Raw genomic sequence first — 15,737 nt, 5'->3', positions numbered from 1 at the left:
TTTTTACTATGGCTATTAAAAAACAATATTTAAAAAGCAAACCTGTTTGTAAAGTAACTTTTACTTTAGAAGCTGAGGCAGCAAAAAAAGTTTCTATTGTTGGAAGCTTTAATGAATGGAATGAAAAAGCAACACCGCTAAAAAAATTAAAAAACGGAACATTTAAAGGTACTGTTGATTTAGATGCTGAAAATTCTTACGAATTTAAATACCTAGTTGACGGAGCTTACGTTAATGATACTGCTGCCGATTCTTATGTTTGGAGTGATTTTGCTTCTGCTGAGAATAGTGTAGTTAGTGTATAATTACATAACTATATTTTATAAAAAAGGGCTTCTAAAATTTTAGAAGCCCTTTTTTATGTACTTTATATTTTAAATAGCAACTTTCCCTTTAATATGTGGATGCGGATTGTAATCCTCTAAAGTAAAATCACTAAAACCGAAATCGAAAATATCTTTAATTTCTGGATTCATTTTCATTTTTGGCAACGGACGAATATCTCTAGATAATTGCAATTCTAATTGCTCGTAATGGTTACTGTATATATGTGCATCTCCAAAGGTATGTATAAATTCACCAGCCTCGTAACCACAAACCTGAGCCATCATCATGGTGAATAATGCATAGGAAGCAATATTGAATGGCACTCCTAAAAAGATATCGGCACTACGTTGATAAAGCTGACATGATAATTTACCATTAGCTACATAAAACTGAAAAAATGCATGACATGGAGGAAGCGCAGCTTTTCCGTTAGCTACATTTTCACTGAACGATTTAGAATTATCTGGTAAAACCGAAGGATTCCATGCAGAGACGAGCATTCTTCGGCTATTTGGATTAGTCTTTAAGCTATGAATAACTTCCTTAATTTGATCTATTTCATCGCCATTCCAATTGCGCCATTGATATCCGTAAACAGGACCAAGATCGCCATTTTCATCTGCCCATTCGTTCCAAATACGAACACCGTTTTCGTTTAAATACTTAGTATTAGTATCTCCTTTTAAAAACCAAAGCAGTTCGTAAATGATAGATTTAAGGTGAAGTTTTTTGGTTGTCACCATTGGAAAACCTTCGCTTAAATCGAAACGCATTTGATAACCAAAAACACTTTTTGTACCAGTACCAGTACGGTCTCCTTTTTCGTTTCCGTTTTCTAAAACGTGTTTTACTAAGTCGTGATATTGTTTCATAATTTTCGCTCCTGCGGAAACAGGGTTCTATTATTTAGTGATTGTTTATTACCATGAAATAACTATAATATAGTTAGTGACAAAATTAGTAAAAACAATTGTTTATTTAATACTACGGTAAAATATTAAGATGTATTCTAAAATTATTATCTGGGTAGGAATTTTTTATCCAATAATCATTCCAGCAATCGTTGCAGAAATTAATGACGCAATAGTACCGCCAATTAGAGCCTTTATCCCAAATTTAGATAAGGTTTTACGTTGCCCAGGAGCTAGAGATCCAATACCTCCAATTTGAATTCCAATAGATGCAAAGTTAGCAAAACCACAAAGCATATAGGTAGCCATAATTATTGATTTCTCGTAACTTAAATGTGTTGCGCTTGCTACATCTTTTAATTCTCTTAATTGAATATACCCAATAAATTCACTTGCGGCCAATTTAATACCTAATAGCTGCCCCATTAAAGCCATATCTTCTTTAGCTACTCCAATAAGCCACATAAGCGGCGCAAAAGCATAACCTAAAATAAGTTCAATAGATAATTTAGTGTATGATGTATTACTAGCAATCCAACCGTTTACAGATGTTACATCTCCAACCCAGCCAAGAATACCATTAAACATAGCTATAAATGCCACAAACACGAGCAACATGGCACCAACATTAACTGCTAGCTTTAAACCTTCGGTAGTTCCGTTTGCAATGGCATCTAAAAAGTTAGATCCTATTTTTTCTTGAGAAACAGAAACATCGGTATTTACATCTTCCGTTTGCGGGTATAATATTTTTGAAATAACAATAGCTCCTGGCGCCGCCATAACAGACGCAGCCAACAAGTGTTTTGCATAAAACAATCTTAATTCAGGATCATCTCCACCTAAAAAACCAATGTATGCCGCTAATACAGCACCTGCAACGGTTGCCATACCACCAATCATAACCAATAGCATTTCAGATTTATTCATTTTCTCCAAATACGCCTTTATTAAAAGCGGTGCTTCAGTTTGACCTAAAAAGATATTTCCAGCAACACTTAAACTTTCGGCTCCAGATATTTTTAAGGTTTTTGAAAGCAGCCAAGCCATAGCTTTTACAACTCTTTGAATAATGCCTAAATAAAATAAGACAGATGTTAATGCAGAAAAGAATATGATAGTTGGAAGGACTTGAAACGCGAATATGAACCCAAAAGTATCCATATCGACTACCAAGCCTTCGAAAAGAAATTTACTTCCTGCCCTTGTGAAATCTAGTACATTAACAAATAAGCTACCTATAAATTCAAAGATTGTTTTTATAAATTCTACTTTTAAAACACCAATAGCAATTAAAAGTTGAAAGGCTAAACCAATAACAACAATTTTCCAATCGATAGCTTTTCGGTTACTACTAAAAAGAAAGGCTACAAAAATTAAAGTAACCATACCTAAAACACCTCGCCATAAACTAGTGATTGTAAATCCTTCACTAGGGATTATGATTGAGGTAGATGATTCTTGTGGTTTGGTAACCGCAGGTTCGGTAATTTGTTCTACTACCTTCAGCTCTGCCGTAATAACCTCTAAGGAATCTTTAGAGGTACCGCCAACTTTTTCTATAGTTTGAGTAACCTCTGTAGTTATTGTTTCGTTTACATTCTGTGCTGCTATTGTTGTTGTAAGAAACAGAAAAAAAGCAACAGTAATCAAAAACAACTTTTTCATATAAAAAACTTTGATGTGGAATTATTCTCTTTTGGAAATTTCGTCACGAATATGTGCGGCCTTTTCGTAATCTTCATTAGAAACCGCTTCTTCTAACAAATTGTTAAGTTCTTCGAGTGATTTGGCTTTATAATTTTCACCAGACTCTTGAGGCTCTAACTCATTTGCCACCAACTCATCCATTAAAATACTGTCTTCGGTTTCTTCATCCTCTTTTTTCGGATTCACTTTTAAGTAAATACCAGCTTTATCAAGAATGTTTTTAAAGGTAAAAATAGGTGCCTGAAAGCGAAGGGCTAAAGCAATAGCATCACTAGTTCGAGCATCTATAATTTCTTCAATTTTATCGCGTTCGCAAATTAAACTTGAATAAAAAACACCATCAACCAACTTGTGGATGATAACCTGCTTTACAACAATATCAAAACGGTCTGCAAAATTTTTAAATAAATCATGGGTTAAAGGTCTTGGAGGACTAATTTCTTTCTCTAAAGCAATAGCAATAGATTGCGCCTCGAAAGCACCAATGACTATAGGGAGTTTACGATCACCATCTACCTCATTTAAAATTAATGCATACGCACCATTTTGGGTTTGACTATAGGAAATCCCCTTTATGTTTAATCTTACTAAACTCATAATTAATAAAAACGCAAAGAACTGTTTAAATTAGGACTTTACCAACTGCATGATGGATAAATTCTAATTTAATCAGTTCTGAATAACATTACAATTTAAAAAAAATAATTTATTGTTGCGCTTTAAAAGCTTTTAATTTCGTGATTAGCTCCGGAATAACCTGAAAAGCATCTCCAACTACACCGTAATCGGCTGCTTTAAAAAACGGTGCTTCCGGGTCGGTATTAACTACAACTTTTACTTTAGAAGCGTTAATACCAGCTAAATGTTGTATCGCTCCAGAAATACCGATGGCAATATATAAGTTAGATGCCACAGGTTTTCCTGTTTGCCCTACATGCTCGCCGTGTGGTCTCCATCCTAAATCTGACACTGGTTTAGAGCAAGCTGTTGCTGCGCCTAAAACTTCTGCCAATTCTTCTATCATCCCCCAATTTTCAGGACCTTTCAATCCACGACCACCAGATACTACAATTTCAGCATCGGCAATGGTTACTTTATCTGTGGCTTTATCTACAGACTCAACTTTTACAGCAAATCCTGGAATGGTAGGCGAAAAATCTTCCGCGGAAGCGCTACCACTAGTTTCAACTAATCCGAAAGCATTATTAGAAACTCCAATAATTTTTACTTCGGTATTAATTTGAATATTTTCGAAAGCTTTATTTGTAAACGCCGGACGTTTTACCGTAAAAGGACTCGTGCCTGATGGTGCTGCCACTACATTAGAAGCATAACCTGCATTTAAACCCACTGCTAAAAGTGGTGCCAAATATTTACTATCTGCACTAGAACTAACAATAATTACTTTTGCGTTTTCGTTTTCGACAGCTTGCTTAATAACACTTGCATAAGCACTAGCGTTAAAACTATTTAATTGATCACTAGCAACATGTAACACTTTATCTACTCCGTAATTACCTAAAACGGATGTGTCGGTAGCGTTTACACTAACGGCTGTAACTGTTGTGCCTAATTGGTCGGCAACGGCTTTTGCGTAAGAAGCAACTTCTAATGCTGCTTTTTTAAAGTGACCTTGTTCTGATTCTGTATATACTAAAACTGACATAATTTTTTTTTAAATTTTTACTTTACGTTAAAAAGATTCCAAACAAAGTTTGGGATAATTTAATTTCCAACTAAATTACTTTAGCTTCATTATGAAGTAAATTAATTAATTCGTCTAAATTATCTGGAGAAACCAAAGTAACGGCACCTTTTGGAGCGGGTTTTTCAAAAGAAACAGAAATTGTTTCAGGAGACGCATTTACAGGCTCTACAACTGTTAAAGGTTTTTTACGCGCCATCATGATACCACGCATATTCGGGATACGCAAATCGCTTTCTTCCACCAGTCCTTTTTGTCCACCAATTACTAATGGTAGTGAAGTAGAAACTGTTTCTTTACCGCCATCAATTTCTCTTATCGCTGTAGCATTTGCACCGTCTATTTCAAGACTAATACAGCTATTAACAAAATTTGCATTGGTTAACCCAGCAATCATACCTGGAACCATTCCTCCATTATAATCAATAGATTCACGACCAGCCATTACTAAATCGTAACCACCATTACTAAAAACATTAGCAATTTGTTTAGCCACAGAAAAAGCATCGGTTGCAACCGTATTAACTCGTATTGCAGCATCTGCTCCAATAGCTAAGGCTTTACGTAACGTAGGTTCGGTTTCAGGACCTCCAACATTTATAACATCTATACTTGCACCTTGTTTTTCTTTAAACCACATGGCACGTGTTAATCCAAATTCATCGTAAGGATTTATCACAAATTGCACGCCATTGGCATCAAATTTAGTATTATCTTCTGTAAAATTAATCTTGGATGTGGTGTCAGGAACGTGACTAATGCACACTAATATTTTCATAATAATCGCTATTTAGTAAGAATATGTTTGTTTGAATTTACGAAGTTAATTATATTTTTTCACAAAAGTACTATGCATGCATAATAAATTTTAATTTCTTTTTAATTGACTTGACCCAATATTTACTAAAGCACAATTTGAAAGTATGCTTTAAAATCGATTTTTCACTAATAATTTGACAAAAAAACAGTCTACTTAGGTATATCTCGAAAATTAACCTAAATCAAAATGTAAAAAACAATATTTTTCTCGTAGAAAATATTTAATTTAGCAACTTGATTTAAAATAGATAGAATGAAGACAATTCAATTTAGAGAAGCTATTTGTGAAGCCATGAGCGAAGAAATGCGTCGTGACGAAAGCATTTACCTAATGGGAGAAGAAGTAGCAGAATATAATGGTGCTTACAAAGCATCAAAAGGAATGCTAGATGAGTTTGGAGCAAAACGTGTTATTGATACACCAATTGCTGAGCTTGGTTTTGCAGGTATAGCCATTGGTTCTACCATGACAGGTAACCGCCCAATTGTGGAATACATGACATTCAACTTCTCCTTAGTTGGAATTGATCAAATTATAAATAACGCAGCAAAAATCAGACAAATGTCTGGTGGGCAATTTAATTGCCCTATTGTTTTTCGTGGACCAACAGGTTCTGCGGGACAATTAGGAGCAACACACTCACAAGCATTTGAAAACTGGTTTGCAAACACTCCAGGTTTAAAAGTTGTTGTACCATCTAACCCTTATGATGCAAAAGGACTTTTAAAAGCAGCTATTCGCGACGATGATCCTGTTATTTTTATGGAAAGTGAGCAAATGTATGGTGATAAAGGAGAAGTTCCAGAAGGCGAATACATTGTTCCAATAGGTGTTGCAGATATTAAACGTGAAGGTACCGATGTTACTATCGTATCTTTCGGTAAAATTATTAAAGAAGCTTATAAAGCAGCAGACGAGTTAGAGAAAGAAGGTATCTCTTGTGAAATTATCGATTTACGTACTGTTCGTCCGTTGGATAGAAAAGCGATTGTAGATTCTGTTAAGAAAACAAACAGATTAGTGATTTTAGAAGAAGCTTGGCCTTTTGGGAATGTAGCTACGGAAATCACTTATTTAGTGCAAAGCGAAGCATTCGATTATTTAGATGCTCCAATTATAAAAATTAACACTGCTGATACGCCAGCACCTTATTCTCCTGTTCTTTTAGCAGAATGGTTACCTAATAAGGATGAGGTTATCAAGGCAGTAAAAAAAGTATTATACAAATAAAACTGCATATTTTACGTTATTAAAACTTCATTAGCATAATTGTTGATGAAGTTTTTTCGTATAATATAATAACCTATTATTATTTTTTGAAAGGAATGTTAATATATACAGACCATTACTTCTTTTTTGAAAACATTATTTAAATACCCCAAATGAAAATAAAATTAATTATCATATTTTTCTTTTTTGGATTAACTTCAATTGTAGCGCAAACTAAAGTAAGCGGTTATATTTTTGACGAATATAAGGAACCCGTATCTTTTGCAAACGTTTTGTTTAAAGGATCTACACAAGGAACAATAACAGATGAAAACGGAAAATTCTATCTAGAATCTGGTGAAACTTGGAGTAACCTAATTGTATCTTTTATAGGCTACGAAACCTTAGATATCCCTTTAAATAAAAAGGTTAATTACAATTTAAACTTTACGCTAAAAGAAGAAGCCTCTGCCCTAGGCCAAGTATTAATTGTTACAGGTAAACAATCTAAGAAAAACAATCCTGCCATAGATTTACTTCGTAAAATTTGGGAAAACAAGAGAAGTAACGGCCTAAAACAATTTAAACAATACGAATACGATAAATACGAAAAAGTAGAATTCGATATTAATACCATTGATAGTGCGCTTATAAAAAGTAAACTATTTAGAGGTATGGAATTCGTTTTTGACCAAGTGGACACCTCAAGTGTTACTGGTAAAACCTACTTACCTATGTTTATAAACGAAGCCGTATCTACCGTTTATGGCGACAATATTATAAACAAAGAAAAAAACGATTTAAAAGGAAATAAAAACTCTGGATTTAGCGACAACCAAATTATAATAGATTTTGTTGATGATTTATACAACGATTTTAACGTGTATGATAATTACTTAAAATTCTTTGACAAGAGTTTTGTAAGTCCGCTATCTAAAACAGGAATTAGCACCTATAACTATGTGCTATCCGATAGCTCGTTTATTGACAACAAATGGTGTTATAATATTATTTATTATCCACGCCGTAAAAATGAATTGACTTTTAAAGGTGATTTTTGGGTTGCCGACAGCACCTATGCTATTAAAGAAATTAATATGCAAGCTTCAAAAAGCGCCAATATAAACTGGGTAAAAGATATTTATATTGAACAAGAATTCGAAGTATTAAACGACTCTCTATTTTTAGTAAAACGTGATTATATGATGAGTGATTTCTCTTTCAGTAAAAAAGAAAAATCGCGAGGTGTTTACGGCAAACGTACTACTTTGTACAATAATTATATGTTTGATGTTGAAAAGGATAAAAAATTCTACGATGTTGAAGTTTATAATTTTGACAAAGACATCTACGATCGTGATGACACCTTTTGGTCGGAAAACAGATTAGAAAACTTAAATAAAGATGAACAAGGCGTTTATAAAATGCTAGATACTTTAAAAACCGTTAAAAAGTTTAAGCGTCTCTATAATTTAGGAAGTATATTAACCTCTGGGTATATCGAATTTAATTCGCTACCACTAGATTATGGACCTATATTTTCAACCTTTGGTTTTAACGATGTTGAAGGTTTACGTTTGCGAGCTGGAGGTAGAACTTATTTTGGAAAAAATGATTTATGGCGTTTAGAAGGTTTTATGGCTTATGGCTTTAAAGATGATAAATTTAAATATGGCATATCTGGAAAATGGCTGATAGATAAAAAAAGTCGATTAATTGTTTCTGGTGGAAACAGAAGAGATGTCGAGCAAATTGGAGCCAGTTTAACAACAAGTTCTGATGTTTTAGGACGAAGTTTAGCATCTTCATCTTTAGTGGGCACTAGCACAAACGATAAGCTAACCTCGATTAACTTAACTAGTTTAGCTGTTGAAGCTGAGCCTTGGCGTAATGTTATATTTAGAATAGGTGGAAATTACAGAACGTTAGAATCGGCATCGCCAACCTTTAGTTTAGACTATAATACTCCAGATGGACTAGAATCGGAAATTAAACAATTTGAATCTTCTTTATCGATATCATATTTTCCAAAACGTAAAATGACAGGTTTTGGCGTTGAGCGTTTAAATGCTAACGACGATTTCGCACGTTTATTCACCCAAATATCACGTGGAGACAAAGGTATTCTTGATGGTGACTTTAATTATACAAAACTTCAATTCTCGTACATTCAGCCTTGGCAAATTGGAGGTTTTGGTCGCTTAACAACAACCGTAGAAGCAGGTAAAACCTTTGGCGAAGTTCCATTAGGCTTGTTAAGTGTTATTCCTGGAAATCAATCGTATTTCTCAATATACAATACGTTTTCTCAGCTTGATTATTACGAGTTTGTTTCTGATACTTATACATCGGTGCATTTAGAGCATAATTTTAACGGACGCCTATTTTCAAGGATTCCATTTTTACGCAAATTAAATCTGAGAGAAATTGTGAGTTTTCGTGGCGTTATTGGCGGGTTATCTGATGAGAATATAGCTTTAAACAACACAGGATTACCAAACAGTATACCACTAAGCGCACCAAACAAAAATCCATATTACGAGTATGGATTTGGTATTGGAAATATTTTTAAAGTATTTAGAATTGACTTTAACTTTAGAGGAAATTATTTAAATGAAACCACTTATCCTGATGCCAGAAAATTTGGAATTACAGGAAGTTTTGGATTTAACTTCTAAGAAGTTTTTTTCATTAACATAAAAAAAAAACGCACAAAAACAGGAGTTGTCTTTGTGCGTTTTTTTTGTGCGATGGCTAGTATATGTAAATAAAAAGCATAAGCTTAAAGCAACTTTTTATTTGAATTAAACCCAGCTACTGCCTTCCTCTTATCGTTAAAACCTTAATTAATTTTACGTTTTTGAAACCAAATACCTTCTAAGCTTAAATTTATTGAAAACAAATGATAGTTTTCCTTTATCAAACCGTTAGAAATTGTGCCTTTATTACCGTAAGAGTAACTAAAATTTATCATAGAGCTCGAATTATGTTTTAAAGGAACTCCTATTCCGAAGTTTAAAGCAGAATTACTAATTCGAGTATTATCAATCTCAATGTTTCCGTTATCATAATTAAATCCGGCGCGATATTCCAATCTATTAAAAAATTTCGATTGATTACTCCTGCTTTTAAATTGCAAACCTGCTCCAAAGAAATCCTGATCTACAAAAGTTCCTATTTGATCGGATTGATTGGTATTATTCCAAAAACTCTTCTTATAGTCTAAACTTACTGTAAAAGCCTCTTTAATTTTTGTTTGTAAACCAAACCCAAGTTCCAACGGTAGCTTAAAATCATCAAGATCAGAATCTGTTTCAATAACTTCATAAACAGAACTGGTACTAACAGTAGTAGTTCCTTCTGCATCTCCTCCAAGAGTAGTTGGTAAATTTATTATCCCACCAATAGAGGTATCGCTCGTAATATCATATTGAAACCCTGCACCCAAACGCACTCCAGAATAACGATTATCTTCCTCTATTAAAATAGAGTTAATACTATTGGTAAGAATATAATTAGTTTCTGTTTCGGTAATTTTACCAAAAAGAGCAGAAAGCGTTAATCCTAATCTAAATTTATTAGTTAAAGCATAACCATAATTTATTTTTAAATCATTGATTCCGCCTTCACCGTCAATAGTTGTGATAAATAAATCACTACTACCTTCAATATAACTTTCTATTCCAGAAATAGTGTAACCCACACTGGTAAATGGGATTAATGTAACTCCGAAACCCGATTTTTCATTAATAGGAAAAGCAATCCCTATATTAGAAAAATTGGCCGTAATATTAGAGTTAGAGCTTCCCCCTTCCGCAGAAGTATTTGTTTCACCTTTAAAACCAAAATCGTAAAAAAAAGAATTCTTAGGTATTGCTCCAAACGATGCTGGATTGGAATTATTTATAAAAGTACTAGATGGTATAGCGATTCCAGATTTCCCTAAACCGTTTATTTTTCCTGTACCAATATCGTTAGTTAAACCTAAACCATATAATGAGTACGGTGAACTTGACAACGCATTTGATTGCGCGTAAACCTTGCTCGAAACAATAAGCAAAAAGGTATAAAGTGTTATATATTTAATCTTCATAAATAGCATAAGTTAATTCTAGTTTCAGCTTTAAATCATCGCTCGGAGTTTCTTCTCCATTTAAAATATAGCGATCCACAGATTGGTTAAAGTCTTGTCCGTATATGGCTAAATACAAGTTGTCTTTATAAGTTGTATCTAACTTTAAGTTTAAAAAGTAAGTAACAGGGATAGAATATGTTAAGGTTTCGAATTCTTCATCACTATCTTCTAAAACAGCATAAACAGTCTCGCTCGAAGTATCTGTAAGCACACCATAAACATCTCCCTTCCTATCAATTAAATACACACTTAAAGAATCTCTAGTAAAAAGGTTTTCTGTAGATGAATTTTGTTTAATAGATATTTTTAAATTAGCATCTAAAATACTTCCGGTTCCAGCAATATCATTTATTCTTTCAACAAAAGGGATATCAATTCTAGTAGCAAGCCCCGTTCCAGATTGAGTAAAAACGTTATCATCGGTATCTGTACTTGCAATCTGTGTTTCTTCACTTTCAAGTGTATCAAAATAAGTACCAGAATAATCGGTAGCAATATTATGAAAACTGTTAGTAGAATTTAAAGAAAATTCTATAATTTCACTTTCTTCGGCTTCGGTTTCATCATCATACGAATAATATAAACGCAAAGAGCTGGTAGTTGAAAACCCTAAAACACTCGTGTTATTTTCATCCGGACTTACTAAAATCCCTTGGTATTGATTTAAAAACTCATCACTTGTAGTAATCTCGTTATCTCTAATTTTTTCATACAATTCTTCACCAAAAACATCACTAATTCTAACATGAATAGAATCTTCTTTTGTTGGGTAAGGTGTAAAAGTTCGGGAACCTATTGATGTTTCACTTACGTCAAAAGTTGTTGTATTATAAAAGTAACCATCATCCGTTTTAATATCATCTAAAACATTAAACACCTCAATACTCTGCGTTTGTGTAGTATCATTATAATAGTAATTATCATAATTTAAAACTAAAGCAATAGAATCGTAAACAGCATCATCACTAATACTAGAAAACGGATATGCCAATTGCATAAAACTTTTAGCTTTTACTTTCCCAAAAACAGGGTCTGTATAAGAGCCAACTAATAAGCGACTGGTATTTGAAACTGAAATAGAATCGAATTTAAAGGTTGAAGACTCCACCGTCATAGAATCGATAAAATAGATTTTCGTGTCTACCTTAATCCAATCTTCTCCTACTGGAACAAGATCTTCATCTTCTTCACAAGAAATTACAACTCCTATACTTAGGAAAAATAATAGAGCAGAAAACAGCTGTTTAATATTCATATAAATTAAAATTTATGCGAACCTAAATAAACACTTCTATTAAATAAAACATGTTATACAAAGTGCATGTTTTAATATGCCAAATCGGTTATTTTCCAGACCAACACTTATTAAACCGGTTGGTCTAGAAAATAACCGTGTTGGTATAGACTAATTGCTAGAATATCAATTATGTTTTTATATCGCGTTAGTAAGAAATACTTTTGGCGAAAGATTAATAAAAGAAGAGATACCAAATTATGAGAAATAAATTAAAAATCCTTTTAGGTTTAAGCGTTTTTGTAGGTCTATTTGCAAGTTGCAGTAGCGACGATGATGACGATGAAAGAGGAAACTGGATAGAACGCTCTATTTTTGATGGCGTACCAAGAAGTAATGCTGCTAGTTTTGTAATAGACGATTTAGGGTACATGGGTACAGGTTATGATGGTGATGATTATTTAAGTGACTTTTGGCAATTTAATATTGAAGGGAACTACTGGTCTCAAAAAGCAAATTTTCCAGGAACAGAAAGAAGTTCTGCTTCCGGAATGAATATTAGCGGAGATGGTTACATTGGTAGTGGTTATGATGGTGTTGATGAATTAAGTGATTTCTGGAAATACGATGTTGCAGCCAACTCATGGTCGCAAATAGCAGATTTTGGCGGAGGCGTTAGGCGAGCTGCTGTTAGTTTTGGAGTTAACGGAACTGGGTATGTAGGTACCGGTTACGATGGTGATAACGATTTAAAAGATTTCTGGAAATATACACCCGGAAATGATACTTGGAGCGAACTTGTTGGCTTTGGAGGAGACAAAAGAAGAGACGCAACAACCTTTACAATAGATGATAAAGTATATTTAGGTACAGGTATTAGTAATGGTTCTTACAAAACTGATTTCTGGGTTTTTGATCCAACAACAGAAGTTTGGACGAGCTTAACTGATTTGGATGATGACGATGATTATAATGTTGTAAGATCTAATGCTGTTGGTTTTAGCATGAATGGGTTAGGATATATCGCAACAGGATACTACGGTGGTAGTATGACATCAATATGGGAATATGATCCATTTAATGACGATTGGGAAGAAATAACAAATTTAGAGGCTACCGCAAGACAAGATGCTACAGCGTTCTCTACCGGAACTCGTGCTTTTGTAACTTTAGGAAAAACAGGTACCTTATATTTAGATGACACATTCGAAGTGTTCCCTCAGGATGATTATGATGATGAAGATTAATAGCATATTCTATTTCATCCTTTAATTAAAAACCAAAGTGTTTATGCGCATTAATTTGTAGCAATCACTTTGGTTTTTTACTTTTAAAAAAATATAAATAATGCTTAAAAGAAAAGTAGTAATAGTTTTAATGGTAATTTTGGTCGCTGCTAGTGCTTTTTATGTTGCTAATTCGGATATGTTTAACAAATCAAACCCATACGAAACTGAAGTTTTTAGTATTGAAAATGGTTATGGATATCAAATAAAGTACAATGCAAAATTATTGATTAAGCAAAATTATATTCCCGCAATTAATCTAAACAAAACATTTTGTACTGCAAAAGATGCAGATCGAGTAGCACATTTGGTTAGCCAAAAACTATATAATAAAGAAAACCCGCAGATAACGCTAGAAAACTTAAATCAATTAAACGTAAACCTCAACTGCAATAATTAAATGGAAACCATGGCCCAGTCTTCCTTTTTTGGAATAAAGAACAGAAAACAAATTATGCTCCACATCTCTATATGGACCATTTTTATTTTTATGCATTTAATTCAAGCCAGGCCAGGGCAAGATTTAATAAATTTTAGTAATAGTTCGCTTTTTGTAATAAATATTATTTTATTTTATCTCAACTATTTAATATTAGTTCCCAAATTACTACTTCAAAAAAAAACAGGCTTATATGTTTTCTGTGCTATTGTGTTTATTGCATTTTTCACATTTTTGTTTAAAGAATTAAGCTTTGAAGTAAATAAAACATTTAATCTTTTCGATAGAAACCTTGAACTAGATAGAGGCCCAAGACCAAGACATTTTTTTTGGGGACTTAAAGGCGCCATGATAGCAATTAATAGTTTTTTAATATTAGCTATTGGCACCATAATAAGAATGTATACCGAATGGAGTAGCAACGAAATAACAAAAAAACAAATTGAAGCACAAAAATCATCATCCGAACTTCATTTTTTAAAAAATCAAATTAGTCCTCACTTTTTATTTAACTCCTTAAATAGCATTTATTCGCTTACCACAAAAAAATCTAATGATGCACCAGAAGCTGTGATTACACTTTCGGAATTATTGCGCTATATGCTGTATCAAACCAATCAAGATTTTGTGTTATTGAGTAACGAACTAGATTATATTCAGAATTATTTAAAGCTTCAACGTTTACGTATTGCCAATAACGAACATGTCACCATAAACATTCACGGAGGCATAAATAGCCAAAAAAATAAGACCCCTACTACTTATTTCCTTTATTGAAAATGCTTTTAAATATGGCACCGATTTTAAAGGCAACACCAAAATAAAAATTGAAATTTATGTTAAAGATGATGAACTTCAATTTACATGTGTTAACTTGATAGGCAGTAGAAAGAACGATAAAGGCAGTTCTGGAATTGGGTTACAAAACACCCGCGATCGTTTAAATTTATTATACCCAAATAGCCATTGGTTAACGGTTAATGAAGTTGAAAATGAATTTGTTGTAAAATTAACATTGAAACTAGAGTAAAACATAAGTGTATGAAATGTATTATTATAGACGATGAACCTCTAGCTATTGACGTTGTAGAATCATACGTTCAGCAAGTTGGTGGTATAGAAATTGTTGCAAAATGCACAAATCCTCTAGAAGCTATTACACTTTTAAATAAGCATCAAGTAGATTTAGTATTTTTAGATATTGAAATGCCTAACCTTACCGGAATAGATTTGGTAAAAGCTATTGATAACATACCACAATTTATTTTCACGACGGCATATCCAGAATACGCTTTAGATGGTTTTAACTTGAATGCTACCGATTATTTGGTTAAACCTATTCCGTTTCATCGGTTTCTGAAAGCGATTTCTCGTGCTAAAGAAAAATACGAGCTAGAAAACAAAGTGATTATAAGCACACCTTTAAAAGAAGGAATGACACCTGTTAATGTTGATAATTTTATTTTTGTAAAATCGGAATACGAAAATATTAAAATAAATATTGACACTATTATTTATCTTCAAGGCTTAAAAGATTATATAAAAATTTACACATCTAATACGCAAAAGCCCGTATTAACTTTATCGAGCTTTAAAGATATACTAGATAAACTGCCAGCTTCAAAATTTATTCGTGTTCATAAATCTTATGTAGTTAGTATTGAACATATAAAAGCCATACAAAAATCTAAAATTCTAGTTGGCGATATCCGAATTCCCGTAGGCGAAACTTATAAGGAAACCGTTATGAAACGCTTGGGCGTATAATCCCTAATTTCACCCTTCTTATTATATAACAACAGAACCTAAATACATGCGTTTAGAGCTTAAATGCAACACCTATACTATATAGTTTTCCAACTATGGCTAATAAAAGTGAAGTTCGCTTATACGACCTCTTTTACAATACGTTAAAAAATAGAATATTTTAAATTTTGTGCATAAAAAAAAGCCTTATCTAA

General features: G+C 33.0%; 15 protein-coding genes. 8 read left to right on the top strand and 7 right to left on the bottom strand.

Going from position 1 to position 15,737, the window contains the following annotated elements:
* Positions 1–8 precede the first annotated feature (8 nt).
* Complete coding sequence (locus GQR97_RS07995) at positions 9–305, top strand: isoamylase early set domain-containing protein (protein WP_158847230.1); 297 nt, start codon at positions 9–11, stop codon at positions 303–305.
* A 69-nt stretch (positions 306–374) separates the two neighbouring features.
* Here GQR97_RS07995 and GQR97_RS07990 read toward each other — a convergent pair whose 3' ends face one another.
* The 5 genes from GQR97_RS07990 to GQR97_RS07970 all read right to left on the bottom strand — a co-directional run bounded on the left by GQR97_RS07990 (position 375) and on the right by GQR97_RS07970 (position 5,431).
* Entirely contained in the window at positions 375–1,199 is an 825-nt protein-coding gene (locus GQR97_RS07990) for a thymidylate synthase (RefSeq protein WP_158847228.1), read from the bottom strand.
* A gap of 165 nt (positions 1,200–1,364) precedes the next feature.
* The gene (locus GQR97_RS07985; RefSeq protein WP_233267628.1) at positions 1,365–2,906 is read right to left on the bottom strand and encodes a NupC/NupG family nucleoside CNT transporter; all 1,542 of its coding nucleotides are present in this window, start codon (positions 2,904–2,906) and stop codon (positions 1,365–1,367) included.
* Positions 2,907–2,927: 21 nt separating this feature from the next.
* Positions 2,928–3,545 carry a bifunctional nuclease family protein gene (locus tag GQR97_RS07980; protein ID WP_158847226.1) on the bottom strand — a complete coding sequence of 206 codons (618 nt, stop codon included), beginning with the start codon at positions 3,543–3,545 and terminating at the stop codon, positions 2,928–2,930.
* Positions 3,546–3,654: 109 nt separating this feature from the next.
* Positions 3,655–4,614 carry an electron transfer flavoprotein subunit alpha/FixB family protein gene (locus GQR97_RS07975; RefSeq protein WP_158847224.1) on the bottom strand — a complete coding sequence of 320 codons (960 nt, stop codon included), beginning with the start codon at positions 4,612–4,614 and terminating at the stop codon, positions 3,655–3,657.
* A gap of 70 nt (positions 4,615–4,684) precedes the next feature.
* Positions 4,685–5,431 (bottom strand): electron transfer flavoprotein subunit beta/FixA family protein, encoded by a 747-nt coding sequence (locus GQR97_RS07970; protein ID WP_158847222.1) that lies wholly within the window; start codon positions 5,429–5,431, stop codon positions 4,685–4,687.
* A 294-nt stretch (positions 5,432–5,725) separates the two neighbouring features.
* Here GQR97_RS07970 and GQR97_RS07965 point away from each other — a divergent pair, with 294 nt between their 5' ends.
* Positions 5,726–6,703: a pyruvate dehydrogenase complex E1 component subunit beta gene (locus tag GQR97_RS07965; protein WP_158847220.1), complete on the top strand. Its 978-nt coding sequence runs from the start codon at positions 5,726–5,728 to the stop codon at positions 6,701–6,703.
* A 152-nt stretch (positions 6,704–6,855) separates the two neighbouring features.
* Positions 6,856–9,360, top strand: coding sequence for a DUF5686 and carboxypeptidase-like regulatory domain-containing protein (locus GQR97_RS07960; RefSeq protein WP_158847218.1), 2,505 nt, complete (start codon positions 6,856–6,858; stop codon positions 9,358–9,360).
* 164 nt (positions 9,361–9,524) lie between these two features.
* Here the strand turns inward: GQR97_RS07960 and GQR97_RS07955 are convergent, their stop codons facing one another.
* Both GQR97_RS07955 and GQR97_RS07950 read right to left on the bottom strand, forming a co-directional pair.
* Positions 9,525–10,775 (bottom strand): OmpP1/FadL family transporter, encoded by a 1,251-nt coding sequence (locus GQR97_RS07955; RefSeq protein WP_158847216.1) that lies wholly within the window; start codon positions 10,773–10,775, stop codon positions 9,525–9,527.
* Positions 10,765–12,072: a DUF4270 family protein gene (locus GQR97_RS07950; protein WP_158847214.1), complete on the bottom strand. Its 1,308-nt coding sequence runs from the start codon at positions 12,070–12,072 to the stop codon at positions 10,765–10,767. Before GQR97_RS07950 ends, GQR97_RS07955 begins: the two co-directional genes overlap by 11 nt.
* Before the next feature lie 239 nt (positions 12,073–12,311).
* Between GQR97_RS07950 and GQR97_RS07945 the strand changes: the two genes are divergently transcribed.
* From GQR97_RS07945 to GQR97_RS07925, 5 genes are all read left to right on the top strand, one after another.
* On the top strand, positions 12,312–13,298 hold the full coding sequence (locus GQR97_RS07945; protein ID WP_158847212.1) for a Kelch repeat-containing protein: 987 nt from the start codon (positions 12,312–12,314) through the stop codon (positions 13,296–13,298).
* 100 nt (positions 13,299–13,398) lie between these two features.
* Positions 13,399–13,737, top strand: a complete 339-nt coding sequence (locus GQR97_RS07940; protein WP_158847210.1) for a DUF4907 domain-containing protein — start codon at positions 13,399–13,401, stop codon at positions 13,735–13,737.
* Positions 13,738–14,553: a sensor histidine kinase gene (locus GQR97_RS07935; RefSeq protein WP_158847208.1), complete on the top strand. Its 816-nt coding sequence runs from the start codon at positions 13,738–13,740 to the stop codon at positions 14,551–14,553.
* Positions 14,554–14,650: 97 nt separating this feature from the next.
* Positions 14,651–14,806, top strand: coding sequence for a hypothetical protein (locus tag GQR97_RS07930; protein ID WP_158847206.1), 156 nt, complete (start codon positions 14,651–14,653; stop codon positions 14,804–14,806).
* An 11-nt stretch (positions 14,807–14,817) separates the two neighbouring features.
* Positions 14,818–15,543, top strand: a complete 726-nt coding sequence (locus GQR97_RS07925; RefSeq protein WP_158847204.1) for a LytR/AlgR family response regulator transcription factor — start codon at positions 14,818–14,820, stop codon at positions 15,541–15,543.
* The last annotated feature ends 194 nt before the right edge of the window (positions 15,544–15,737 follow it).

Origin of the sequence: Algibacter sp. L1A34 (assembly GCF_009796805.1) — a bacterium.
Classification (GTDB): domain Bacteria; phylum Bacteroidota; class Bacteroidia; order Flavobacteriales; family Flavobacteriaceae; genus Algibacter.
This window is presented reverse-complemented; position numbering and strand designations above follow the sequence as displayed.

What these genes read in the sequence shown, in the direction of transcription:
- GQR97_RS07935 (WP_158847208.1), top strand. Translation starts at nt 13,738, where the DNA reads ATGGAAACCATGGCCCAGTCTTCCTTTTTTGGAATAAAGAACAGAAAA.
- GQR97_RS07970 (WP_158847222.1), bottom strand. Translation starts at nt 5,431, where the DNA reads ATGAAAATATTAGTGTGCATTAGTCACGTTCCTGACACCACATCCAAG.
- GQR97_RS07980 (WP_158847226.1), bottom strand. Translation starts at nt 3,545, where the DNA reads ATGAGTTTAGTAAGATTAAACATAAAGGGGATTTCCTATAGTCAAACC.
- GQR97_RS07945 (WP_158847212.1), top strand. Translation starts at nt 12,312, where the DNA reads ATGAGAAATAAATTAAAAATCCTTTTAGGTTTAAGCGTTTTTGTAGGT.
- GQR97_RS07925 (WP_158847204.1), top strand. Translation starts at nt 14,818, where the DNA reads ATGAAATGTATTATTATAGACGATGAACCTCTAGCTATTGACGTTGTA.
- GQR97_RS07985 (WP_233267628.1), bottom strand. Translation starts at nt 2,906, where the DNA reads ATGAAAAAGTTGTTTTTGATTACTGTTGCTTTTTTTCTGTTTCTTACA.
- GQR97_RS07940 (WP_158847210.1), top strand. Translation starts at nt 13,399, where the DNA reads ATGCTTAAAAGAAAAGTAGTAATAGTTTTAATGGTAATTTTGGTCGCT.
- GQR97_RS07965 (WP_158847220.1), top strand. Translation starts at nt 5,726, where the DNA reads ATGAAGACAATTCAATTTAGAGAAGCTATTTGTGAAGCCATGAGCGAA.
- GQR97_RS07975 (WP_158847224.1), bottom strand. Translation starts at nt 4,614, where the DNA reads ATGTCAGTTTTAGTATATACAGAATCAGAACAAGGTCACTTTAAAAAA.
- GQR97_RS07995 (WP_158847230.1), top strand. Translation starts at nt 9, where the DNA reads ATGGCTATTAAAAAACAATATTTAAAAAGCAAACCTGTTTGTAAAGTA.
- GQR97_RS07960 (WP_158847218.1), top strand. Translation starts at nt 6,856, where the DNA reads ATGAAAATAAAATTAATTATCATATTTTTCTTTTTTGGATTAACTTCA.
- GQR97_RS07990 (WP_158847228.1), bottom strand. Translation starts at nt 1,199, where the DNA reads ATGAAACAATATCACGACTTAGTAAAACACGTTTTAGAAAACGGAAAC.
- GQR97_RS07955 (WP_158847216.1), bottom strand. Translation starts at nt 10,775, where the DNA reads ATGAAGATTAAATATATAACACTTTATACCTTTTTGCTTATTGTTTCG.
- GQR97_RS07950 (WP_158847214.1), bottom strand. Translation starts at nt 12,072, where the DNA reads ATGAATATTAAACAGCTGTTTTCTGCTCTATTATTTTTCCTAAGTATA.